Genomic DNA, 23,058 nt, shown 5'->3' with positions numbered 1-23,058 from the left:
TGGCCTCAACCTTGACATCGATCCTTACATCGGGTTTCCGCCCAGAAAGGACTTGGGCACGATGACCGTTCTCGACTCGATTCTCGACGGGGTGCGTGCCGATGTCGCTGCCCGCGAAGCCGTTCTCGACTTTGCTGGAGTCAAGGCCGCTGCTGCTGCTGCGCCTCCGGCGCTCGATGCGGCCGCCGCCCTACTCGAGCCCGGTATCGGAGTCATCGCCGAAGTGAAGCGGGCGAGCCCGTCCAGGGGTGCGCTTGCCGAGATCGCCGACCCGGCGGAACTCGCCGCCACATACGAGGCGGGCGGTGCACGGGTGATCAGTGTGCTCACCGAGGAGCGTCGGTTCCACGGTTCCCTAGCGGATCTCGATGCCGTGCGCCGGGCGGTGAGCATCCCGATTCTGCGCAAGGACTTCATCGTCGGCCCGTACCAGATTCACGAAGCGCGAGCACACGGTGCCGACGTCGTGCTGCTCATCGTCGCGGCCCTGGAACAGGACGCTCTGGTGTCGTTGATCGATCGGACGGAATCGCTGGGGATGACGGCGCTGGTCGAGGTCCATACCGAGGACGAAGCCAACCGAGCGTTGGAGGCGGGGGCCAAGGTGATCGGGGTCAATGCCCGCAACCTGAAGAATCTCGAAGTCGACCCGAACGTTTTCGGTGAGATCGCTCCGGGACTTCCCACGGAGGTCATCAAGATCGCCGAGTCCGGCGTACGCGGCCCGGCAGACCTGTTGGCATACGCGGGTGCGGGAGCGGATGCGGTGCTGGTCGGGGAGGGGCTCGTCACCAGCGGGGATCCGCGCAAGGCTGTGGCTGATCTGGTGAACGCCGGCGCGCACCCGTCCTGCCCCAAGCCCTCGCGCTGAGTAGACGGCGGTCGAGTCGACCCAATCGGCGACGGGAATGAAGTTGGGGCAGACTGGACCGATGACCCTACGTAATCAGGAAATCGTCTTCAAGGGTGGTGACCTACCAACCGCCGGCGACGGAATCGCCGAGCGCACTACGCACGACCCCGATGCCGGAGGGCACTTCGGCGCCTACGGAGGACGGCACGTGCCGGAGGCCCTGATGGCTGTGATCGAAGAAGTCACCGCCGAATACGAGAAGGCGCGTGCGGACGACGCCTTCCTGTCGGAACTCGATCGTCTGCAGCGCGACTACACCGGTCGTCCGTCTCCAGTCTTCGAGGCGACGCGGATGAGCGAGTTCGCCGGTGGAGCTCGTCTCATCCTCAAGCGTGAAGACCTCAACCACACAGGTTCACACAAAATCAACAACGTGCTCGGTCAGGTGTTGCTCGCCAAGCGGATGGGCAAGACCCGCGTCATCGCCGAGACCGGAGCCGGTCAGCACGGCGTGGCCACCGCTACCGCATGTGCCCTTCTCGGCCTCGAATGCGTCATCTTCATGGGTGCTGTCGACACCGAGCGGCAGGCGCTGAACGTGGCCCGGATGCGGCTGCTCGGATCCTCGGTCGTGTCGGTCGAGTCTGGGTCGAGGACCCTCAAGGACGCCATCAACGAGGGACTGCGCGACTGGGTTACCAACGCGCACAATACCTATTACTGCTTCGGCACAGCGGCCGGGCCACATCCCTTCCCGACCATGGTCCGCGACTTCCAGCGCGTCATCGGCCTCGAGGCACGTGCCCAGGTGCAGGCAATGACGGGCCGACTGCCCGATGCCGTCACTGCATGCGTCGGCGGCGGTTCCAATGCAATCGGAATCTTCCACGCGTTCCTCGACGACCCGGGTGTGCGTCTGGTGGGATACGAGGCCGCCGGTGACGGCATCGAAACCGGCCGTCACGCAGCCACCTTCACGGCGGGTACACCCGGCGCCTTCCAAGGCGGGTATTCATACCTGTTGCAGGACGAGGATGGGCAAACCATTGAGTCGCACTCGATTTCGGCGGGTCTCGACTACCCGGGCGTCGGTCCAGAACATGCGCTCCTCAAGGACATCGGACGCGCCACGTACGAGCCGGTCACGGACACCGAGGCTATGGATGCGCTACGCCTGCTGTCCGAGCGGGAGGGAATCATCCCGGCCATCGAGTCCGCCCACGCTGTCGCCGGATCGCTGAAGCTGGGCCGGGAACTGGGAGAAGGTGCAATCATCCTCACCAACCTCTCAGGACGTGGCGACAAGGACATGGACACCGCCGCAAGGTGGTTCGGCCTGTTCGATTCCGGCAATGCGACCGACAGCAAGACGATTGATAAGGACGGTTCGGCCAAATGAGCGAACAACTTTCGCGCCTGGCTCCGACGTTCGCGCAATGCCGCGAAGAGAAGCGGGCCGCCCTCGTCGGATATCTCCCCGCCGGCTATCCCACCCTTTCCGGGTCCATTGACGTGGTCAAGGCAATGGTCGAGTCTGGCTGCGACATCGTCGAGGTCGGCATCGCCTACTCGGATCCGGTGATGGACGGGCCGACCATCCAAGCAGCAGCGGAGACGGCGCTGCGGGGCGGTGTGCGCGTTCGCGACGTGTTCACCGTCGTCGAGCAGATCGCTTCCGTCGGCGGCAAGGCAGTCGTGATGACCTACTGGAATCCGGTTCTGCAGTACGGCGTCGATGCGTTCGCTCGCGACCTGGCAAGCGCAGGCGGTCTCGGACTGATCACACCCAACCTCATTCCCGAGGAAGCGGGTGAGTGGTTCACCGCATCGAAGGAACACGATCTCGACCGGATTTTCCTCGTCGCCCCGTCCTCGACCGAGGAACGTCTCGCGATGACCGTCGATGCGAGCAGTGGCTTCGTGTACGCCGCATCCACCATGGGCGTCACCGGGGCGCGTAACGCGGTGTCGTCGATGGCGCCGGAGCTGTGCGCTCGTGTCCGGGCGCACTCCGACATTCCGGTGGGAGTGGGACTGGGTGTGCGCTCCGGGGCGCAGGCCGCCGAGATCGCCGCATACGCCGATGCCGTTATCGTCGGTTCTGCCCTGGTCACCGCGGTCGAAAGTGGCCTCGATGCGGTGCGTTCCCTCACCAGGGAACTTGCCGAGGGTGTCCGCTCGGTTAACGTGGCTTCGTGACTTCCACACAGGTACTGGCCTATATTCCGAGCCCCCCTCAAGGCGTCTGGTACGTCGGGCCGCTTGCGCTACGCGCATACGCGCTCTGCATCATCGTCGGCATCGTCGTCGCGATCGTGTGGGGCGACCGTCGTTGGGTCGCTCGTGGCGGCGAGAAGGGCACCGTTCTCGACATTGCCGTGTGGGCGGTGCCTTTCGGTCTGATCGGTGGCCGGCTCTACCACGTGATGACCGACTGGCCGACGTACTTCGGCGAAGGCGGCCGTCCCGCCGACGCGCTGAAGATCTGGCAGGGCGGTCTGGGGATCTGGGGAGCCGTGGCGCTCGGCGCCGTCGGTGCGTGGATCGGGTGCCGCCGTCGCGGAATCCCACTGCCGGCATTCGGTGATGCGATCGCGCCGGCGATCCTGTTGGCGCAGGCGATCGGCAGGTTCGGAAACTACTTCAACCAGGAACTCTACGGCCGCGAGACCACGGTGCCGTGGGGACTCGAGATCTTCTATAGGAGTAACGATGCGGGCCAGGTATCGCCGAGCCTGATCGACGGTGTCTCCACCGGCGAGGTGGCATTCGTGGTCCACCCAACCTTCCTGTACGAGGCGCTGTGGAACGTGCTGGTCGTCATCGCACTGGTGTGGGTGGATCGCCGCTTCCGCATCGGCCACGGACGACTGTTCGCGCTGTATGTAGCCGGCTACTGCGCAGGTCGCTTCTGGATCGAACTGATGCGTACCGATCATGCCAGCCTGATCGCGGGCGTGCGCGTGAACTCGTTCACCTCGGCCATCGTCTTTGTCCTGGCCGTGGTGTACTTTTTGTTCGCTACCAAAGGCAGGGAAGATCCGGCGGAACTGCGTTCGGCGAAACCCGCGTCGGTGGTGGGGGAGATCTCCGAGAATGGGCCTGACGGAAAGGCCGAAGACGAGAGCGAGTCGGTTTCGGCCGACAAGAGCGACTCCGGCGAAACGGAGTTGAGCGTTTCCACAGACGCGGAGACCAGCGACAAGAAGGATGAAGTGAATGACTGAACCGGGGAGCGCATCCGATGAATCCGGCGCAGGTGCGACCGACGACCAGGACAAGATGAACCTCGGTAAGGGGAGCGACAGCAACGATTCGGGCTTGCCGCCCGAGTTCGGCTCACCCTTCGATTACGACGCCACCGCCGAAGCCTCATTGTCGCAGCCGCCCGCCACATCGGAGGCCACTCCGTCGTCGGGATCGACGGGCACCGGTCCGGGTTGGGATACCTACTCTGGAGTCGGCAATGGCCCGGGTTGGGGGTCGACCCCCACCTACCCGGCTCCGAGCGGAACCGATTCGACCGCAGCGCTTCCGAATGTGGGCGAGACGACTCCGCCGACCGCGTCTGCTCCCGGCTTCCAGCAGCCTCCACAGCAATCCGGCGGCCCGGTCTACGGCGCTCCCGACCCGAACTTCGCCGCAGCCCAGCAGGCTGGCTACGGCCAGCAGGGTTTCCCGGGGTCTGGATATCCTCAGCCCGGGTTCGCGCAGCCCGGATACGCGGTCGCTGGCTACAGCCCATACGGCGACCCGACAGCTCCGTTCGGTCGTGATCCGGTGACGGGTGAACCGTATTCGGACAAGTCGAAGACCACCGCCGGGCTCCTCCAGATTCTCATCGGCTTTCTCGGGATCTGCGGAGTCGGCCGTCTGTACATCGGAAGCACAGGCGTGGGGCTCGCCCAGTTGCTCGGAGTCTTGGTCGGCTACGTATTGCTTCTCGTCGTCATCGGGATCATCGTTGTGCCTGCCGTATGGCTGTGGGCATTCGTCGACGGAATCATGATGCTTTCGGGAAGCGTCAAGGACGGAGAAGGCAGACCGCTCCGGAGCTGACAAGCACATTCTGTGGCCCGTGTTGCTGATGCGACACGGGCCACAGGCGTGTCCTGGTCGGATTCCAGGCTCGAAGTTGCATATCTCGACGGGTATAAGTCCTGGTAAACTAAGCGCGCCGGGTGTACGCCCGGTAGTAAACCTTCACGGGCCGATGCTGTCCCGGAGGACCCCGAAACGCAGTTGGCGCCCGTCGTGGCGACCCCGCTAGCCGAGGCCGCCGACAGCACGCATGGCGCGCGCAATGGTGGTCTTGCCTGCCGATGTGGAGGATTTCGGTGCTGTTCTCACAGTCGCCCGGGCCCCAGGGGCTCTACGACCCGGATCTCGAGGCCGATTCATGCGGTGTCGCCATGGTGGCGGACCTGCATGGTCGCCGCTCGCATGCCATCGTCTCGGACGCGCTCCTCGCGCTCGACAACCTAGAGCACCGCGGTGCGGCAGGCTCGGAACCGAACAGCGGGGATGGCGCCGGCATCCTCCTCCAACTGCCGACAGAGTTCTTCAGCGATGTCATCGAGTTCGATCTGCCGGCGTGTTCGGACGACCGAACCAGCACATATGCGGCGGGAGTCTGCTTTCTGCCGAGAGAGCCGAAGGCGCGGGCGGTCGCACAGCAGCGTGTGTGCGATATCGCCGTCGAGGAAGGGCTGGAGATTCTCGGCTGGCGTGAGGTTCCCGTCGACCCGGTCGGTGCGGACATCGGGGCCGGTGCACGGGCCTGCGAACCTTACATGAGCCAGGTCTTCGTTGCCGCGCCCTCGGTCGGAGGAATCCGCCCGGGTGGACTGGAACTGGACCGCCTGGTGTATCCGCTACGCAAGCGCGCCGAGCGGGTCACTGACGAAGTCGAGGCCGACGGAACCGGCCTGTACTTCGCGTCGCTGTCGAGCCGGACCCTCGTCTACAAGGGAATGCTGACCACATCCCAGCTCTCGCAGTACTTTCCGGACCTGCGCGACGAGCGAATCGCGAGCGCGATCGCGATCGTGCACAGCAGGTTTTCCACCAACACGTTCCCTTCCTGGCCGCTCGCGCATCCGTTCCGTTTCGTCGCGCACAACGGGGAAATCAACACCGTGCAAGGCAACCGGAACCGCATGCGGGCTCGGGAGGCATTGCTGTCGAGTGCGGCGATTCCGGGCGACATCCGGCGGATATATCCCATCTGCACTCCAGGAGCCTCGGATTCGGCGTCGCTGGACGAGGTGCTGGAGTTGCTCCACCTCGCCGGGCGCAGCCTGCCGCACGCGGTCACGATGATGATGCCGGAGGCATGGGAGAACGACGGCGAGATGTGCCCCGACGTGCGGGCGTTCTACAAGTTCCATGCTTCGCTGATGGAACCCTGGGATGGGCCGGCGTGTGTCACCTTCACCGACGGCACGGTGGTGGGGGCCGTACTGGACCGCAATGGTCTTCGGCCCGGCAGATGGTGGCAGACCGTCGACGGCCGGGTGATCCTCGCGAGCGAGAGCGGCGTGCTCGCCGTGCCGCAGGCCGAGGTCGTGGCGAAAGGCCGGCTAGAGCCCGGGCGGATGTTCCTGGTCGACACCTCCGAAGGCCGTGTCGTGCCTGATGAGGAAGTCAAGGCACGTCTGGCCGCGGAGCATCCATATGGGGAGTGGCTGTATACGGGCCTGCTCGAATTGAAGACACTGCCCGCCCGTCCACACGTCCAGCACAATCACGAGTCCGTGGTGCGCCGCCAAGTCGCGTTCGGATACACCGAGGAGGATCTGCGTATCCTGCTCGGGCCGATGGCGGCATCCGGTACCGAGGCACTCGGCTCGATGGGCACGGACACGCCGTTCGCCGTCATGTCGCAACGCTCGCGACTGCTCTACGACTACTTCATAGAACTGTTCGCGCAGGTCACCAACCCTCCGCTCGACGCCATACGCGAGGAAATCGTGACGTCACTGTCACGGGTCATGGGGCCGGAGGAGAATCTGCTCGAGCCTACGGCGGCGTCGTGCCGCCAGATCGTGCTGCCGTGGCCGGTACTCGGCAACGACGATGTGAACAAGATCATCAACCTCAACGAGGACGGCAACTATCCCGGTCTCGCGGCGACGGTCCTGCATGCGTTGTACGACGTCGAACGGGGCGGCGGGGGAATGGCGGAGGCGATCGAGGAGTTGCGTGCGAGGGCGAGCGCCGCGATCGCAGACGGGTATCGGACTCTGGTGATCTCGGACCGGGACTCGGACCACACCCGAGCGCCCATCCCGTCGCTGCTCGCGGTGGCGGCGGTACACCACCATCTGGTTCGCACGAAGGAGCGCACCAAGGTGGCGCTGGTGGTCGAATCCGGTGACGCACGAGAGGTACACCATATCGCCCTGCTCATCGGGTACGGCGCGGCCGCCGTCAATCCATACCTTGCGATGGAGTCGATAGAGGACCTCGTGTCGGAGGGTGAACTCACCGGCGTGGCGCACACGATCGCTGTCCGGAACTACCTCACCGCGCTCGGCAGGGGCGTGCTGAAGGTGATGTCGAAAATGGGCATCTGCACGGTCGGTTCGTACACTGCGGCGCAGGTATTCGAGGCGATCGGACTGGGCCACGACCTCGTCGACAAATACTTCACCGGCACGGTCAGCAAACTTGGTGGTGTCGGTCTGGACGAGATCGCCCGCGAGGTGATGATCCGGCACCGTAAGGCCTATCCGGACAACCCGGCAGGGGTCGCTCACCGGCGACTCCAGGACGGCGGCGAGTATCAGTTCCGCCGCGACGGCGAACTGCATCTCTTCACGCCGGAGACGGTGTTTCTGCTACAGCATGCCACCCGAACCGGGCGGCGCGAGGTTTTCGCGAGGTACAGCGACGAGGTGAATCGGCTCGCCGAGGCCGGCGGTGCGTTGCGCGGTCTGTTCGCGTTGCGCGAGGGCGTGCGCCCGCCGGTTCGGCTGGACGAGGTGGAGCCGGTTGAGCAGATCGTCACCCGGTTCAATACCGGTGCGATGAGCTACGGGTCCATCTCCGCCGAGGCGCACGAGACCATGGCCGTTGCGATGAACAATCTCGGTGGACGCTCGAATTCCGGGGAGGGCGGCGAGAAGATCGATCGCCTCTACGATCCGACCCGGCGTAGCGCCGTCAAGCAAGTGGCAAGCGGGCGTTTCGGCGTCACCAGTGTCTACTTGATCAACGCCAGCGACATCCAGATCAAAATTGCGCAGGGAGCCAAGCCGGGTGAAGGCGGCCAGTTGCCCGCATTCAAGGTATATCCCTGGATCGCGGAGACCCGCCATTCAACGCCCGGCGTCGGATTGATCTCGCCACCGCCGCACCACGACATCTATTCGATCGAGGATCTCGCGCAGCTGATCCACGACCTGAAGAACGCCAACCATCAAGCGCGGGTTCATGTGAAGTTGGTCAGCTCTGTGGGCGTGGGCACGGTCGCTGCCGGAGTCAGTAAGGCGCACGCCGACGTGGTTCTCATCTCCGGCAACGATGGAGGCACGGGTGCAACTCCCCTCACGTCGATGAAGCATGCGGGGGCACCCTGGGAGATCGGCTTGGCCGACACGCAGCAGACACTCGTTCTCAACGGATTGCGCGATCGCATTACCGTCCAGTGCGACGGTGGCTTGCGCACCGCCCGAGACGTTGTGGTCGCGACGTTGCTCGGTGCGGAGGAGTTCGGATTCTCCACAGCCCCGCTCATCGTGGCCGGGTGCGTGATGATGAGGGTCTGCCATCTCGACACCTGTCCAGTCGGTGTTGCCACCCAGAATCCGGAACTGCGCAAGCGATACACCGGCAAACCGGAGTTCGTGGAGGAGTTCTTCCGTTTCATCGCCGAGGACGTCCGGCAGTATCTCGCGGATCTCGGATTCCGCAGCATCGACGAGGCGGTCGGGCACGCGGAGGTTCTCGACACCGCGGAAGGGATCGCGCACTGGAAGAATCGTGGACTCGACCTGACACCGATCTTCGGCGTTCCAAGCGGGCCCTCGGTTGCGTCGTCTCCGCGACGCAGGATCCGCGACCAGGACCACGGGCTCGACCGAGCCCTGGACCGCACGCTCATTCAGCTCGCCGAGGGTGCGCTGGAAGACGCGCACGCGGTAGAGATCCAGATGCCTGTACGCAACGTCAACCGGACGGTCGGCACCCTGCTCGGAGCGGAGGTCACCCGCCGCTACGGTGCCGCAGGCCTGCCCGACGACACGATCCGGCTGACACTCACCGGCTCGGCGGGGCAGTCCTTGGGGGCGTTTCTGCCACCTGGTATCACCATCGATCTCGTAGGTGACGCGAATGATTACGTCGGAAAAGGGTTGTCGGGTGGGCGAATTGCCGTTCGGCCTGCCCCCGATGTTCTCTTCGCAGCCGAGACTCAGGTGATCGCAGGCAACACGCTGCTGTACGGGGCGACTTCGGGGGAGATGTACCTCCGGGGACGTGTGGGTGAACGCTTCTCGGTGCGTAATTCCGGCGCCTCGGCAGTCGTGGAGGGCGTCGGCGACCACGCCTGCGAATACATGACTGGCGGGCGCGTAGTGGTCCTGGGACAGACAGGGCGGAACCTGGCGGCCGGAATGTCGGGGGGTATCGCGTACGTCCTGGACCTCGACCCGGCAAAGGTGAACCAAGCGATGGTGAAGTTGCTACAGCCCGACCCCGACGACCTCGACTGGCTGCATGAGGCGGTTGCCCGGCACCACCGCTGGACCGGCTCCGCAGTAGCGGCCTCGGTGCTCGCCGACTGGGCCCGGCGCTCGGCACTGTTCACGAAGGTGATGCCGGTGGACTACCAGCGGGTGCTGGAGGCGACCCGTATCGCCAAGGCGGGCGGACTCGACGTCGACACCGCGATCATGGAGGCGACACGTGGCTGATCCACAGGGTTTTCTCCGCATCGCCAAGAAAGAGGCGCGCAAGCGTCCCGTCTCGGAGCGGGTGCACGACTGGAACGAGGTGGCGGCACCCCAGAGTCCGGCGGAGCGCGCGGCCGAGGTGTCCGAACAGGCGACACGGTGCATGGACTGCGGAATTCCGTTCTGCCTCTCGGGGAGTGCGGGTTGCCCGCTGGGGAACCTGATCCCCGAGTGGAACGATCTGGTGCGGCGCGGTCGGTGGTCGGAGGCGAGTGAACGGCTCCACGCCACCAACAATTTCCCGGAGTTCACCGGACGGTTGTGCCCCGCCCCGTGCGAGTCGGCGTGCGTGCTGGCGCTCGCCGACACGTACACGACCGGAAGCGTCACCATCAAGCGGATAGAACAGGCCATCGCCGACGCCGCATGGGAGTCCGGCATAGTCGAGCCCAAGCCGCCTATGATCTCTTCCGGTTGCTCGGTGGCGGTGATCGGTTCCGGCCCAGCGGGTCTCACCGCGGCGCAGCAGCTGACTCGTGCGGGACACGACGTCACCGTCTACGAGCGTGACGACAGGCTCGGGGGCTTGCTGCGTTACGGCATCCCGGAGTTCAAGATGGAGAAGTCTGTTCTCGATCAGCGGCTCATGCAGATGCGAGCCGAGGGAACGCGTTTCGTCACCGACTGCGAGGTCGGGGTCGATGTCACGGTCGAGCAGCTACGAGGCACGTTCGACGCGGTGGTCCTCGCAATCGGAGCCTTGCGTGCGCGCGACAACCCGTCGGTCGAGGGCCGGGAGTTGGGTGGGATCCACCTCGCGATGGAACACCTCGTCACGGCCAACAGGGAGTGTGAGGGCGACGGCCGCTCGGAGATCACCGCGAAGGGCAAACACGTTGTCATCATCGGAGGGGGAGACACGGGCGCCGACTGCCTCGGAACCGCGCACCGGCAGGGTGCGCTGTCGGTGACTCAGTTGGACTACAACCCGGAGTTGCCCATGGTGCGAGACGAGTCCGCGACGCCGTGGCCGGCGTGGCCGATGGTGCTGCGCACGTCTCCCGCGCACGCCGAGGGTGGTGTCCGCCGGTATCAGGTTGCGGTGCAGCGCTTCCTCGGAGACGAGCACGGCAATGTCCGGTCGATGGTCCTCGCTGAGGTCCAGGTCACCCGTGAGGGCGGCAAACGCACGATCACGCCGATAGGCGAAGAGATCGAACTACCTTGCGAACTTGCATTGTTCGCTATCGGATTCGAGGGTGTCGACCTCGGGCCGCTGCTCGACGACTACGGCCTGACTCCGACCCGGAGCGGCGTCCTCTCGTGTGGACCCGACTGGCAGACCACGGCACCCGGCGTCTTCGTCTGCGGCGACGCGCATCGGGGTGCGTCGCTCGTAGTGTGGGCAATCGCGGAGGCCCGGTCTGCCGCGCGTGCGGTTGACGTGTACCTCACCGGCGCTTCGGACCTCCCGTCACCGGTGCATCCGATGTCGCTCCCACTCGCGGTTGTGTGAAGTCGTACGAAACGGAGGAAATAGAGAAGGTCGCTCGGTACGACTAGGCTCGACGCCGTGAACCGACGCACGAAAATCGTATGCACACTTGGACCCGCCACCGCCAGCAGTGACCGTATCCGGGAACTGGTCGAAAGCGGTATGGACGTGGCCCGGCTGAACTTCAGCCACGGCGATCACTCCGACCACGAGCAGAACTACAAGCGTGTCCGCGCAGCCTCGGATGAGACAGGGAAAGCGGTGGGTATCCTCGCGGACCTGCAGGGACCGAAGATTCGGCTCGGACGGTTCGCGGAGGACCGCACAGTATGGGCCACCGGCGAGGTCGTGCGCATCACCGTCGAAGATTGCGTGGGGACCCACGACCGAGTTTCGACCACCTACAAGCAGTTGGCCGAGGACGCCAAAGTAGGCGATCGGCTTCTCGTCGACGACGGCAAGGTGGGTCTCGTCGTCGAAGACGTCGAAGGCAACGACGTCATCTGCCGGGTCACCGAGGGTGGCCCCGTCAGCAACAACAAGGGTTTGTCCCTGCCGGGGATGAATGTGTCGGTCCCGGCGCTGTCGGACAAGGACATCGCCGACCTCGAATTCGCGCTCGGGCTCGGCGTCGACTTCGTCGCCCTGTCTTTCGTGCGGTCACCGGCGGACATAGAACTGGTTCATGCCGTGATGGATCGGGTCGGTCGCCGCATCCCGGTCATCGCGAAGCTCGAGAAGCCTGAGGCGATAGACAACCTCGAAGCGATTGTCCTCGCGTTCGACGCGGTGATGGTTGCTCGTGGTGACCTCGGTGTCGAGCTGCCGCTCGAGCAGGTGCCGCTGGTACAGAAGCGGGCCATTCAGATCGCCCGTGAGAACGCGAAGCCGGTGATCGTCGCGACGCAGATGCTCGAGTCGATGATCGAGAACTCGCGGCCTACGAGGGCCGAGGCGTCGGACGTGGCGAATGCCGTTCTCGACGGCGCCGATGCCGTGATGCTGTCCGGTGAGACGTCGGTCGGCAAATACATCATGGAAACCGTGCGGACGATGGCCCGAATCGTGGAGGCCGTGGAGGGTGAGTCGACTCGCGTGCCGCCGTTGACGCACGTTCCACGGACCAAGCGCGGAGTGATCTCCTATGCGGCCCGAGACATCGGCGAGCGACTCGATGCAAAGGCGTTGGTTGCGTTCACCCAGTCCGGCGACACGGTGCGGCGTCTTGCGCGCCTGCACACTCCGCTGCCGTTGCTGGCGTTCACACCATTGCCTGAGGTGCGGAGTCAGTTGTCTCTGACGTGGGGGACCGAGACGTTTCTCGTGGACCCGGTCGATGATACGGACGCCATGGTGCGCCAGGTCGACAGCGCGCTGCTCGGACTCGAGCGCTGCGAGAAGGGTGAATTGGTGATAATCGTCGCCGGATCGCCGCCCGGCACCGTAGGCTCAACCAATTTGATCCATGTCCACAGAATCGGGGAAGAGGACCATTAGGTGACCGAAGTCGCGGCGAAGACCGATCTCCAAACCCTTCTCGATCTGCTCGATCTCGAGAGAATCGGCGAGGACACCTACAGAGGTCGGCATCCCGCGCAGGTGGGCAGCAGGACTTTCGGGGGGCAGTTGATCTCCCAGGCGCTCATCGCTGCCGGCCGTACCGTGACCGGCGAGCGAGCCGTACACGCCGTCAACGCCCACTTCATCCGTGGCGGCGACGTCAAGGACTACATTGAGTACCGGGTGGAGCGGCACCGCGACGGCCGGGCGTTCGCGAACCGTCAGGTCACGGCATGGCAGAACGGTCAGGAGCTGTTCGTCATGCTTGCGGCCTTCCAAGATTGGGGGGAGGGGCTCGAGCACGCGGTCACGGTGCCCGACGTCCCTTTTCCGGACACGCTGCCTCCGCTGGGCGACCATCTACTGGGCTACGAGGAACGGCTGAAGGGATTCGTCGATGCCCTCAAGCCCATCGACATGCGTTACGCGAACGATCCGTCTTGGATCATGAAGGGGACCGGCGAGAAGCTCACGCACAATCGAGTCTGGATGAAGGCGGACGGGGAGCTTCCCGACGACCCCTTGGTGCACTTCGCCGTCATGGGCTATTCATCGGACACGACAGTTCTCGATTCCATCATCACCACCCACGGTCTGTCGTGGGGGCTGGACCGGATCGTCGCGGCCACCGTCAACCATTCGATCTGGTTCCACCGGCCGTTCAGGTTCGACGAATGGATGCTGTACGACACCGAGTCGCCTGTGGCAGCGGGTTCCCGTGGGCTGGCGACCGGCCGATTCTTCTCACTCGAGGGCCAGTTGCTCGCTACCGTCGTTCAGGAAGGCCTGATACGCCATTTCCCCCGCAGGGATTGCGCTCAGGTCGTTCCTGCGGCGGCGAACAGCCTCGATCGGTAGTTCACCACCCGCAGAGCCTGAGAAGGAAGGGATCGAGAGACCCAGGGTTTGCTCTCGATCCCTTCTCGTGAGCGTCACCTCGTGATTGGGGATGTGGGTTTGAACTGGAACAACGTGATCTGGGACAGCCTGATGTGGCTGTTGCAGGCATACATCATGACAGTGGCGGCGTTCGCCGTCGTGGTCGTTCTGCTGGCCCGGTTCACCAGGTGGGGTAGGCAGTTCTGGCGTTTCGCGGCGCCCTACTTCAATCCCAGGCGCAGCCTCAAACCGCTGTCGATCCTCGCGGTGTTGATGCTCTCGACCGTGTTCGCCGTACGGGTGACGGTGCTGTTCTCGTATTGGTACAACGACTTCTACGATTCGATCCAGAATCTGGACGAGTCGGCGTTCTGGCGCTTTCTGGGCGTCTTCGCGATACTGGCGACGGTTCACGTCTCGCGCGCGCTGATCGACTTTCTGATCGGACAAACGCTCGACATCGACTGGCGGACCTGGCTCAATCATCATTTGGTCGACGGCTGGCTCGACGGTCGCGCGTACTACCGCGACCGGTTCCTCGAGGACGCGATCGACAATCCCGATCAGCGTATTCAGACCGACATCACCAACTTCGTCACGACGTCGCGGACCCTGTCGATGGGCGCCGTCACGGCGGTGCTGTCGATCGTGTCCTTCACGGGAATCCTGTGGGACCTGTCCGGTCCGATGACGGTTTTCGGCGTCGAGATTTCGCGGGCGATGATCTTCCTCGTCTACATCTACGTGCTGGTGACCACGGCGGTGGCGTTCTGGATCGGCCGGCCCCTCATCAAGTTGAATTTCCTCAACGAGAAACTCGGTGCAAACTTTCGCTACGCCCTGATCCGGGTGAAGGAGTACGGCGAGAGCATCGCCTTCTACCGCGGCGAAGACGTTGAGCGCCGCACGCTGGCCGGGCGGTTCGCCGAGGTGATCCGGAACATGTGGAACATCGTCTTCCGGACGCTGAAGTTCAGTGGGTGGAACCTCAGCGTCAACCAGACGGCGGTCATTTTTCCGTTCCTCGTGCAGGGTCCGCGGCTGTTCGCCGGTCAGGTGTCCCTCGGTGACGTCATGCAGACGTCGCAGGCATTTGGGCAGGTTCACGACTCGCTGTCGTTCTTCCGTGAGTCGTATGACGATTTCGCGAGTTTCCGCGCGACGCTCATCAGGCTCAATGGACTCGCCAACGACAACCAGCATGCCGCCGAATTGCCCATTCTGAAGACCGGTAAAGGGGGTGACGACCTCGAGATCTCGAACCTCGACGTCCGGGTCCCGTCAGGGGAGGTGCTCATCGAAGGACTCGACCTCATCGTGAAGCCCGGCGAGTCGTTGCTGGTGAGCGGCCCCTCAGGCTCGGGTAAGACCACGCTGCTACGTACGCTGGCCGACTTGTGGCCCTATGCCACGGGCACGGTGTCGCGGCCGGCCGGAGAGGCGATCTTCCTCTCTCAGCGCCCGTATCTGCCTCTCGGCTCGCTTCGGACCGCACTGGCGTACCCGAAGGAACCATCGGCAGTGGACGACACTGTGCGTGACGCACTGGCGAAGGTGGCCCTGGGAAATCTGGGCGACCGACTCGACGAGGTCGCGGACTGGAGTCGCATCCTCTCGCCGGGGGAGCAGCAGAGATTGTCATTCGCGCGAGTGCTGATTGCCCGTCCCGCCGTGGTCTTCCTCGACGAGGCCACGTCGGCGATAGACGAAGGACTCGAGTTTTCGCTCTACACCCTCCTGGGGTCCGAACTTCCGGGCAGCATCGTCCTGAGCGTTGGTCACCGCAGCACGCTGAACCAATTTCATTCCCGCAGAGTGGAGCTCGAGGGGGAGGGGCGGTGGTCGGAGTCGGAACTGGTGCGGTGACCTGGGATCCGCTCGAGCCGTTACGACGTCTTGCGGTAGGACGCGGCGAGCTCTTCGGCTCGATCCCACGGTGACCAGTCGACGGTGCGGCCGTCGAGTTGGGCCTCGACGACTTCGAGTCCGGCGTGCCAGCCCGCGGCGTGGGCGTAGGCGGACTCTTCCTCTTCGACGGTGTGGGTGAGGGTCAGCCAACAGCCACCGGTTCCGTCCGGAACGAGTTCCCAGTGCAGCGTTTCGGCATCCCACAGGTATTCGAGTATGTGAGCCGGACGAACGGAGATGACCGTCCCGGTGGTGGTGTGATCTTCGGGTAGACCGAATCGGCGCACCTGTTCCGGGGTCACCCGAAATACCAGTTCAGCACCGGGTGTGAGGTCGAATTCGACCTCGGCGGGGAACCACGCCTTCAGGCATTGCGGATCGGTGAGAACACGCCACACCTTCTCCGGCGGGTGCGACAACGATTGCTCGAATCGAAGTGCGACACGCCCGTCGTAGGTAAAGCTGACGGTGCCGGGATTCATTTGTGACCTCCGCACTAGAGGGCATACCTGTGTGATCATCCTACTGGCATGACCGCGTAGAACCCTAGGATCGAGCCCAAGAAAAGTAGCTCTACCTGCGACTCACCGGCCATTGCATTGATCGAATCGGGCATGGGCTTTCCATCCGGGAGTTGGATGGCGCGGCTGCCGAGCGCCCATGTCCATGCGTTCACCGCGATTCTGGCCTGCCTTGCGCACGGCTATGCCGACGGTGAGCCGCAGACATGGTCACGACCGAACCGCCGATCGCGATCAGCAGGGCGACGACCGCGACGCCGAGGTAGCGCCACTCGGACGCCTGGCTATAAGGAAAGGTGTCCGCCCAGTCCAAACCGAGGCGTACGACGACCGCACCGAGTACCCAGCTCAGCACGCAGCAGGCGATGACCGAGACCTTCCATGTCATGTGTTGCAGGTCGACGGCGCCGGGGCACCTGTGAATCGTGCGGTCATCCAGTCGAGCGCATGAGGCAGCACTGTGGCTGCCGGCAGCACGTGCCCGATGACGAATCCGGGCGCGATCGGCGGGATCTCCTGCACGCTGAACTCGACCGTCGCACCGAGTCGGCACCAGTCGTCGGCGAGCGTCCGAGCCTGCTCGTAGGGAACCAGATCGTCATTGCGGCCCTGAGCGATCAGGACCGGATTGGGAGGCGCCACACGCCCGATGCGCTGCTCGTCGATGACAGCCCCGACCTTCGGCAACGTGTCGATGAGTTCGGCGAAGGTGCGGCCGTCGGTTGTCCACTCCGAGGTCCGGTGCAGTCCGTACCGCGTGGTCGTCTCGGGGACACACTGGGTCGCGATGTCGTCGAGGGTCTCGCGGCCATACGGGCTTAGGACGCTGTCGATTTCGTCGCGAATTTCCGGGTAACCAGCGTAGAAGGCGTTGACCGAGTACCCGAGAAGACCTGTGCCCAGCCCACCGTCTATTTTTTCCGCCACAGCGCGCAGGTCTGCGGGCGGACCACCCGCGTACGTGCCGCGGATGTTCAGCTCGGGCGCGTACGTACCCTGTAACTCGGCTGCGGAGGCGGTCGCTCCTCCGCCCTGCGAGTAACCCCACAGTCCGATTGGGCTGTCGTCGCCGATCCGGGTACCGGGCAACCTGGTCACCGCCCGTGCCGCATCGAGTACGGCGTACCCCTCTGCGCGTCGATCGGTATACGAGTGAATCCCGGGTGTGCCGAGCCCCTCGTAGTCCGTGACGACGACGTCCATGCCGCGGGAGAGCAGCGCATACGCCTGGGTGGTCTCGTACTCCACCGCGAAGTCGAGCGGTGGGGTGTAGTGGACGACCTCGGAGAACAGCTTCGACGGTGCACACTGGTCGCCTTGGCCCTGGGTACCGGGCGCGAGGACGACCAGAGGTCGTGGACCGCCCTCGGTCCACGGCACGCTCGCGTCGAAGTAGGTTCCGGTGACCGCGACCGCGTTCCCGTGGGCGTCTGTGCTGCGGTACATGATTCGCTGTGCACCCGACGGCCACGGTCCAACCTGGTTCGGCACGGTCAGCGCGGGCGGATACGACTCGGACTTCAACACGTCGCCGGGCGAGCCCTCGGGGAGGGGTGTCGGCACCGCGTAGAAGTCGGTCGGTGCGGAAGCAGCTGGTGCGGTGCCGGCGGTCACGAGTGCGAGGCTGACGCCCAACACCAGAGCGGCCCCGCGTCCCCATCGCGAGATATTCATGTGACAGACACCACACGATGAAGGGGTAGGTGTCAATGGTGAAGGCGCGTGATGGCCCGATTCGGCGGGACGAACTCCTTGAACGGGATGATGGTGCCCTCGGTGAGACTCGAACTCACACTGTACGGGTTTTGAATCCGTTTCCTCTGCCAATTGGGATACGAGGGCGGGTCGCGCTGTACCACTGTAGAAGATCGTCGCACAGAGTCAAAACCGGTACCCTCCTCACGGTTCCTCCCGCGTCGAGGTCGTTCCAGCAGAGGAGAATGGCGCCCATGAATGCTCCACGGCAGCCAGATACGTCGCCGCAGCCGCGGCGGGTCGTCGTGGCTGAAGACGAGGCACTGATCCGGCTCGATCTGGTCGAGATGCTGCAGGACGAGGGCTACGAAGTGGTCGGTGAGGCGGGGGACGGGCAGGCGGCCGTCGACCTGGCCGTGGAGCTGAAACCCGACCTGGTGATCATGGACGTGAAGATGCCCCGTCGCGACGGTATCGACGCGGCCTCGGAGATTGCAGCGAAACGCATTGCGCCCGTAGTGATTCTCACCGCATTCAGTCAGCGCGAGGTGGTTGAACGCGCCCGGGACGCCGGTGCGATGGCATATCTGGTCAAACCGTTCTCCGCGGCCGACCTGATTCCGGCGGTCGAATTGGCTGCCAGTCGATTCAGGGAGGTCGCAGCGCTCGAACGTGAGATTTCGGACCTGTCCGAGCGGCTGGACACACGCAAGATCATCGACCGCGCCAAGGGCGTACTGATGGAGAAGCACTCACTGACCGAGCCCGAGGCGTTCCGTTGGATCCAGCGAGCCGCCATGGATCGAAGGTCGACGATGAAAGCCGTTGCCCAGGTGGTACTCGAGACCCTCGGCGGTGAAACGCCGACCTGACCTCCCGGAGCTCAGGCCGGTCGTTCATTGTGACGCCGGTGTAAAAGCTGGGCTCTCCAGGTAACAGTAAGGTCACGAGCCGGTCTGGACGGATCGAGAACTCAGTTGGACCGCTAGCGTCTGATCCCACGGTGGACGCAGATTCGTGTGGCGTCCGTATCGAGTGATCTAAGGAGATTTTGGATGGCAAGACAGACCTTCGTGCGGACGGCTGCGGTTCTCGGCGCGGCGTCTCTCGCACTCGCGGGCTGCAGTTCGAGCAGTAGCGACGCCGCCGCGAGTGACAGCGACAGCTCCGCCCCGGCCACCACAGTTTCAACCGACTGCACGCCCGAAGTGGCAACAGCATCAGATGTTCCGTCCACCGCGCCGCTGAAAATCGGTACCCTACTTCCGAATACGGGCAGCCTGTCCTTCCTGGGCCCGCCGATGGTGGCCGGCACCCAGCTAGGCGTCAACGATGTCAACGCAGCCGGAGGGGTCCTCGGCCAACCGGTCGAACTGATCCCCGGAGACTCCGGTGACACCACTACCGATACGGCGAACGTCACCGTCGACCGGGAGCTCGCTGCGGGCACCCAAGTGATCATCGGTGCGGCATCGTCGTCGGTGTCACTCAAGGTCATCGACAAGGTGACCAGCGCGGGAGTTGTCATGTTCTCCCCGGCAAACACATCCGATCAGTTCGTCTGCTACGAGGACGGCGGGATGTACTTCCGGACAGCCCCAACCGACGTGTTGCAGGCCCAGGCTGTGTCACAGCTCATTTCGGATGATGGCGGCCAGCGTGTGTCGATCCTGGCTCTCAACGATCCCTACGGCACCGGCCTCGCCGACAACCTGGTGCAAAATCTCGTCGACGCCGGTATCCCCGACGATCAGATTCAGAAGATCGTCTACGACCCCAATGCACAGTCGTTCAACTCCGAGGTCGACCAGGTCAAGGACTTCGGCCCGGACTCGGTGGCTGTAATCGGATTCGAGGAGTCGGCCAAGATCATCGACCGTATGCACTCGGTGGGCATCGGACCGTCGGACGGAATGATGGTCTACGGTGTGGACGGCAACATGGGCAACGCCTTGGGTGAGAACGTGGCCGCACCGCTGCTGGATGGTATGAAGGGCACCACGCCCATGACCGACATCGGCGAGGCGTTCGAGAATCGCCTCATGGTCGTCGACCCCGGCTTGATCGACTTCAACTACGCCGCCGAATCCTACGATGCCGTGATCATTTCGGCCCTGGCCGCGGAAGCAGCGAAGTCGACCGCAGGCACGGACATCGCTGCCAACATCAACGCCGTCACCGGAGGTGGCACCCCCTGCGCCTCGTACGAGGAATGCCTCCCCCTGGTGCAGGACGGTCAGGACATCGACTACGACGGCGTCACGGGTGCACTCGACTTCGGGGCAGCCGGAGAGCCGTCGATCGGGTCGTACGCCAAACTGCAGTTCGGCGCGGACAACACATTGGCGCCGACGACGGCGGATGACTTCATCATCGTCGGTGGATGATCTGACCTCGCAACACAACTAAGGGATCTCGACACAACTGCGGGCCAGGAAATCCCTGGCCCGCAGTTGTGTTGCGCCTCGGCAAGCGTAGGTGAACTACTTCTTCTTTTCTTGACTCCCGGCGAGCGTGCCCAGATAGAGTTCGACCACCTTCGGATCGTGCATCAGGTTCGGTCCGGAGTCGGTGTATGCATTGCGACCCTGGTCGAGCACGTATCCGCGGTCGCAGATCTGTAGGCATCGGCGGGCGTTCTGCTCCACCATGATCACCGATACCCCTGCGCCGTTGATGGCCTTGCAGCGGATGAACACCTCGTCCTGGAACATCGGTGACAAGCCGGCGGACGGTTCGTCCAGGAGTAGAACTGATGGGTTCATCATCAATGCGCGCCCCATGGCGACCATCTGCCGTTCGCCGCCGGACAGGGCGCCTGCCTTCACCTTTCTCCGCTCGACCAGCAAGGGGAACAGGTCGCCGACGAACTCGAACCTCTCCTCGAAGAGTTTGGGACGCAGATACATCCCCATCTCGAGGTTCTCCTCGATGGTGAGCGAGGGAAAGACGTTCTGCGTCTGCGGGACATACCCGACCCCCTTCTGCACGAGCACGTGGGCAGGTTTCGATGTGATGTCCTCTCCGCGCAGGACCACCGATCCCTTCCGAACTGGAATCAGCCCGAACAACGACTTGAGGAGTGTGGATTTCCCCGCACCGTTGGGACCGATGATGCCCACGATCTCGCCCTCGCGCAGGAAGAAGTTGCACTCGTTGAGAATGTTGACACCGGGGATGTAGCCGGCGACTACGCCATCCGCTCGAAGGAGTGCCCCTTCGGCGAGTCGTGCGTGTTCCTCGGGTGTGGCCGCGAATTCCGCTGGAGTCAGTTCGGTCATCGGTTCTCGTGCCTCAGTTCGGTTATGTCAGGTTCGGAGAGGTCGCCGCCGCTTTCGAGAGTCTCGGCCTCGGCCGATTCGAGAGCTTCGGCGAGGACGGCGGTTTCGCCCACCGGATTTCCCGCGTCGTCGAATTGGAGTGCCTGGTCGTGATGGGCGCCCAGGTACGCGTCGACCACCGCCTCGTTCGACGAGAGATGCTCCGGCGTGGACTCGGCGATCACGCTGCCCTGAGCCATCACCACCACCCAGTCGCTGATGTCGCGGATGACATCCATGTCGTGTTCGACGAACACAACGGTCATGCCCTCGTCGCGCAGCGACTTGACGTGGCCGAGCAGACTCTGGGTCAACGCCGGATTCACGCCGGCCATGGGTTCGTCGAGCATCACTACCGTGGGATCGGTCATCAATGCCCGCGCCATCTCCAGCAACTTGCGCTGCCCACCGGACAACGAGCCGGCGAGGTCGTCGGCCTTGGCATCGAGCTTGAATCGGACGAGCAGTTCGTGGGCGCGTTCGGTGACGGCACGTTCTTGGGCCTTCCACGTCCATGGCAGCAGGGTGTGCGCGATGCGTTCGCCCCGTTGCCCCGTTGCTCCGAGTCGCACGTTGTCGAGCACGGACAGTTTCGACAGTGCCTTGGTGAGCTGGAACGTTCGCACCACACCCTTGCGGGCCACCTGGTGCGGGTATAGGCGGCCCAGGGGCTGCCCGTCCATCGACCAGGTACCGGTGTCGGGCCGGTCGAATCCGGTGAGCAGGTTGAACAGGGTTGTCTTGCCCGCACCGTTGGGTCCGATCAGCCCGGTGATGCAGCCGCGCTGGACCTCGAGGTGGTCTACATCGACGGCCTTGAGACCGCCGAACGACCGGGACACGTTGTCCACCACGAGTATCGGATCCGGTTTGGGTACGCCGGGGGAGTGCGGCACGTCAGCGAAGATCGCCGCGCGCTGCTCGGCTGTGAGGTCGGTGTCAGGCATTGAGCTGTACCTCCCGTTTGTTGCCCAGTATGCCCTGTGGCCGGAACACCATCAGGACGGCGATCATGATGCCGAGCAGGACGAACCGCATGGCGCCAACCTGTTGTTCGGTCAGCGCTAGGAGCGGTTCGGGTCCCGAGATGGCCTGCCGTAGCAGTGCGTCGGGGATGGCCAGGAGAAACCAGAACAGCATGGCGCCGATGACGGGTCCGAAGACGGTGGCGGCGCCACCGAGGATGAGTGCGCCGAAGGCGAAGAACGTCTGAGCGGTCGAATAGAAGTCAGGGTTGATCGACTTGGTCTGCAGCGCGTTGAACACGCCACCCAGGCCGCCGATCATGCCGCCGAGAACCAAGGCCTGCATCTTGTAGACGAAGACGTTCTTGCCCAACGACCGTGCGGCGTCCTCGTCTTCCCGGACGGCTTTGAGTACTCGACCCCACGGACTGTGTGTCAACAGGTATACGAACCCGCACAGCACGAGCACGAGCGACCAGCCGACCACCATCGACCACAGGTCGTCGCCGTAGAACTTCACACCGAGGAAGGAGTATTGCTTCCCCGATTCGAACGGGCTGAAGTCCGTGAACGGATCGGCGAAACCGTATAGCCCATTGGTGGACCCGGTGACGGAATCCGAAGCTGTGGAACGAAATACCAGCCGCAGGATCTCCGATGCGGCGATCGTGACGATGGCGAGATAGTCGGCCCGCAGGCGAAGCGTCGGGATACCGAGAATCAGGGCCAGGAGTCCGGCTGCGGCCAGACCGACGAGAACGCCGAGCCACAACGGTTGGTTATAGGTGACTGTCATGATCCCCACGCCGTAGCCACCGAGGAGCGCGAAACCGATCTGGCCGAAGTTCAGCAGTCCGGCGTAGCCGAAATGCAGGTTCAAGCCGATCGCGAGCAGCGCGTAGAAGATCGCCGACGGCCCGATCAGCTGGGCGAGTGAAACCTGGAGTGCTCCGATGATGTCCATG

General features: G+C 64.0%; 18 protein-coding genes and 1 tRNA gene. 12 read left to right on the top strand and 7 right to left on the bottom strand.

What is annotated here, in order from left to right; translation table 11 throughout:
* Positions 1-61: 61 nt before the first annotated feature.
* From trpC to BFN03_RS09115, 10 genes are all read left to right on the top strand, one after another.
* Positions 62-871 (top strand): indole-3-glycerol phosphate synthase TrpC, encoded by an 810-nt coding sequence (gene trpC, locus BFN03_RS09160; protein ID WP_070380762.1) that lies wholly within the window; start codon positions 62-64, stop codon positions 869-871.
* 61 nt (positions 872-932) lie between these two features.
* The gene (trpB, locus tag BFN03_RS09155) at positions 933-2,252 is read left to right on the top strand and encodes a tryptophan synthase subunit beta (RefSeq protein WP_070380761.1); all 1,320 of its coding nucleotides are present in this window, start codon (positions 933-935) and stop codon (positions 2,250-2,252) included.
* Entirely contained in the window at positions 2,249-3,052 is an 804-nt protein-coding gene (gene trpA / locus BFN03_RS09150) for a tryptophan synthase subunit alpha (protein WP_070378754.1), read from the top strand. The genes trpB and trpA overlap by 4 nt, the downstream gene beginning before the upstream one ends.
* Positions 3,049-4,080 carry a prolipoprotein diacylglyceryl transferase gene (gene lgt, locus BFN03_RS09145; RefSeq protein ID WP_070378753.1) on the top strand — a complete coding sequence of 344 codons (1,032 nt, stop codon included), beginning with the start codon at positions 3,049-3,051 and terminating at the stop codon, positions 4,078-4,080. The genes trpA and lgt overlap by 4 nt, the downstream gene beginning before the upstream one ends.
* On the top strand, positions 4,073-4,912 hold the full coding sequence (locus BFN03_RS09140; protein ID WP_070378752.1) for a TM2 domain-containing protein: 840 nt from the start codon (positions 4,073-4,075) through the stop codon (positions 4,910-4,912). The genes lgt and BFN03_RS09140 overlap by 8 nt, the downstream gene beginning before the upstream one ends.
* Positions 4,913-5,190: 278 nt before the next feature.
* Positions 5,191-9,771 carry a glutamate synthase large subunit gene (gene gltB, locus BFN03_RS09135; protein ID WP_070378751.1) on the top strand — a complete coding sequence of 1,527 codons (4,581 nt, stop codon included), beginning with the start codon at positions 5,191-5,193 and terminating at the stop codon, positions 9,769-9,771.
* Positions 9,764-11,266: a glutamate synthase subunit beta gene (locus BFN03_RS09130; protein WP_070378750.1), complete on the top strand. Its 1,503-nt coding sequence runs from the start codon at positions 9,764-9,766 to the stop codon at positions 11,264-11,266. The genes gltB and BFN03_RS09130 overlap by 8 nt, the downstream gene beginning before the upstream one ends.
* Before the next feature lie 57 nt (positions 11,267-11,323).
* On the top strand, positions 11,324-12,742 hold the full coding sequence (pyk, locus tag BFN03_RS09125; RefSeq protein WP_070378749.1) for a pyruvate kinase: 1,419 nt from the start codon (positions 11,324-11,326) through the stop codon (positions 12,740-12,742).
* Positions 12,743-13,663 carry an acyl-CoA thioesterase gene (locus BFN03_RS09120; protein ID WP_070378748.1) on the top strand — a complete coding sequence of 307 codons (921 nt, stop codon included), beginning with the start codon at positions 12,743-12,745 and terminating at the stop codon, positions 13,661-13,663.
* A gap of 99 nt (positions 13,664-13,762) precedes the next feature.
* Positions 13,763-15,550, top strand: coding sequence for an ABC transporter ATP-binding protein/permease (locus tag BFN03_RS09115; RefSeq protein WP_070380760.1), 1,788 nt, complete (start codon positions 13,763-13,765; stop codon positions 15,548-15,550).
* 20 nt (positions 15,551-15,570) lie between these two features.
* On the opposite strand, the gene BFN03_RS09110 is transcribed toward BFN03_RS09115, so the two are convergent.
* The 4 genes from BFN03_RS09110 to BFN03_RS09095 form a co-directional block, all read right to left on the bottom strand.
* Positions 15,571-16,074 carry an SRPBCC family protein gene (locus tag BFN03_RS09110; RefSeq protein WP_070378747.1) on the bottom strand — a complete coding sequence of 168 codons (504 nt, stop codon included), beginning with the start codon at positions 16,072-16,074 and terminating at the stop codon, positions 15,571-15,573.
* A 190-nt stretch (positions 16,075-16,264) separates the two neighbouring features.
* Positions 16,265-16,501: a hypothetical protein gene (locus BFN03_RS09105; RefSeq protein WP_070378746.1), complete on the bottom strand. Its 237-nt coding sequence runs from the start codon at positions 16,499-16,501 to the stop codon at positions 16,265-16,267.
* Entirely contained in the window at positions 16,498-17,787 is a 1,290-nt protein-coding gene (locus BFN03_RS09100; protein ID WP_070378745.1) for a lipase family protein, read from the bottom strand. Before BFN03_RS09100 ends, BFN03_RS09105 begins: the two co-directional genes overlap by 4 nt.
* Before the next feature lie 91 nt (positions 17,788-17,878).
* Positions 17,879-17,955 (bottom strand) — tRNA-Leu (locus tag BFN03_RS09095).
* Between the two features lie 98 nt (positions 17,956-18,053).
* Between BFN03_RS09095 and BFN03_RS09090 the strand changes: the two genes are divergently transcribed.
* Together BFN03_RS09090 and BFN03_RS09085 are read left to right on the top strand one after the other, a co-directional pair.
* Positions 18,054-18,680: an ANTAR domain-containing response regulator gene (locus BFN03_RS09090; protein WP_070378744.1), complete on the top strand. Its 627-nt coding sequence runs from the start codon at positions 18,054-18,056 to the stop codon at positions 18,678-18,680.
* Between the two features lie 183 nt (positions 18,681-18,863).
* Entirely contained in the window at positions 18,864-20,195 is a 1,332-nt protein-coding gene (locus tag BFN03_RS09085; RefSeq protein ID WP_070378743.1) for an ABC transporter substrate-binding protein, read from the top strand.
* A 96-nt stretch (positions 20,196-20,291) separates the two neighbouring features.
* On the opposite strand, the gene BFN03_RS09080 is transcribed toward BFN03_RS09085, so the two are convergent.
* From BFN03_RS09080 to BFN03_RS09070, 3 genes are read right to left on the bottom strand one after another with little or no spacing between them, the layout of a single operon-like run.
* Positions 20,292-21,089 (bottom strand): ABC transporter ATP-binding protein, encoded by a 798-nt coding sequence (locus tag BFN03_RS09080; protein WP_070378742.1) that lies wholly within the window; start codon positions 21,087-21,089, stop codon positions 20,292-20,294.
* Complete coding sequence (locus tag BFN03_RS09075; RefSeq protein ID WP_070378741.1) at positions 21,086-22,075, bottom strand: ABC transporter ATP-binding protein; 990 nt, start codon at positions 22,073-22,075, stop codon at positions 21,086-21,088. The genes BFN03_RS09080 and BFN03_RS09075 overlap by 4 nt, the downstream gene beginning before the upstream one ends.
* Positions 22,068-23,057: a branched-chain amino acid ABC transporter permease gene (locus BFN03_RS09070; RefSeq protein WP_070378740.1), complete on the bottom strand. Its 990-nt coding sequence runs from the start codon at positions 23,055-23,057 to the stop codon at positions 22,068-22,070. Before BFN03_RS09070 ends, BFN03_RS09075 begins: the two co-directional genes overlap by 8 nt.
* Position 23,058: the final 1 nt, after the last annotated feature.

The sequence above is a fragment of the Rhodococcus sp. WMMA185 genome (genome assembly GCF_001767395.1).
GTDB lineage: Bacteria > Actinomycetota > Actinomycetes > Mycobacteriales > Mycobacteriaceae > Rhodococcus_F.
Note: the sequence above shows the minus strand (reverse complement) of the source record. Positions and strands in the feature narration are given on the sequence as shown.

Excerpts from the sequence above, each read along its gene's own strand:
- BFN03_RS09105 (WP_070378746.1), bottom strand. The coding sequence starts at position 16,501 with ATGACATGGAAGGTCTCGGTCATCGCCTGCTGCGTGCTGAGCTGGGTA.
- BFN03_RS09080 (WP_070378742.1), bottom strand. The coding sequence starts at position 21,089 with ATGACCGAACTGACTCCAGCGGAATTCGCGGCCACACCCGAGGAACAC.
- BFN03_RS09075 (WP_070378741.1), bottom strand. The coding sequence starts at position 22,075 with ATGCCTGACACCGACCTCACAGCCGAGCAGCGCGCGGCGATCTTCGCT.
- trpA (WP_070378754.1), top strand. The coding sequence starts at position 2,249 with ATGAGCGAACAACTTTCGCGCCTGGCTCCGACGTTCGCGCAATGCCGC.
- BFN03_RS09110 (WP_070378747.1), bottom strand. The coding sequence starts at position 16,074 with ATGAATCCCGGCACCGTCAGCTTTACCTACGACGGGCGTGTCGCACTT.
- trpC (WP_070380762.1), top strand. The coding sequence starts at position 62 with ATGACCGTTCTCGACTCGATTCTCGACGGGGTGCGTGCCGATGTCGCT.
- BFN03_RS09090 (WP_070378744.1), top strand. The coding sequence starts at position 18,054 with ATGGCGCCCATGAATGCTCCACGGCAGCCAGATACGTCGCCGCAGCCG.
- BFN03_RS09070 (WP_070378740.1), bottom strand. The coding sequence starts at position 23,057 with ATGGACATCATCGGAGCACTCCAGGTTTCACTCGCCCAGCTGATCGGG.
- BFN03_RS09100 (WP_070378745.1), bottom strand. The coding sequence starts at position 17,787 with ATGAATATCTCGCGATGGGGACGCGGGGCCGCTCTGGTGTTGGGCGTC.
- BFN03_RS09085 (WP_070378743.1), top strand. The coding sequence starts at position 18,864 with ATGGCAAGACAGACCTTCGTGCGGACGGCTGCGGTTCTCGGCGCGGCG.
- trpB (WP_070380761.1), top strand. The coding sequence starts at position 933 with ATGACCCTACGTAATCAGGAAATCGTCTTCAAGGGTGGTGACCTACCA.
- BFN03_RS09140 (WP_070378752.1), top strand. The coding sequence starts at position 4,073 with ATGACTGAACCGGGGAGCGCATCCGATGAATCCGGCGCAGGTGCGACC.